At 68.0% G+C, this 419-nt stretch carries 1 protein-coding gene; it reads left to right on the top strand.

Annotated elements, in window-relative coordinates; genetic code table 11:
- Positions 1 to 419, top strand: a 419-nt coding sequence (locus NGM28_RS28560) for a phosphopantetheine-binding protein (protein WP_252092560.1), incomplete at both ends; no start/stop codon positions are given.

Raw genomic sequence — 419 nt, 5'->3', positions numbered from 1 at the left:
AGCCACAGGCCGCCGATCACCTGCGCGCCGTGTTGCTGGCGCAGTTGCCGGAATACATGGTGCCGGCACTGTTCATCCACCTCGATGCGATGCCATTGACCCCCAATGGCAAGCCTGACCGCAAGGCGCTGCCGGTGCCGGACGTGCAGGGGCGTGAATACGAAGCACCACAGGGTGAGACCGAGCGCTTGCTGGCCGATATCTGGGCGCAACTGCTGGGTGTCGAGCAAGTGGGTCGCCACGACAACTTCTTCGAGCTGGGCGGCCATTCGCTGCTGGCCGTGAGCCTGACCGCACGCCTGCGCCAGGCCGGCCTGCAAGCCGACGTGCGCACGCTGTTCGGCCAGCCGACGGTAGCGGCGCTGGCGGCCACCCTGGGCCACAGCCGGCAGGTGCAGGTTCCGGCCAACCTGATCCCG

It is taken from the genome of Pseudomonas sp. MWU13-3659 (assembly GCF_023757525.1).
Classification (GTDB): Bacteria; Pseudomonadota; Gammaproteobacteria; order Pseudomonadales; family Pseudomonadaceae; genus Aquipseudomonas; species Aquipseudomonas entomophila_E.
The sequence above is the reverse complement of the archived record's forward strand: the minus strand, read 5'-3'. Positions and strand labels throughout refer to the sequence as shown.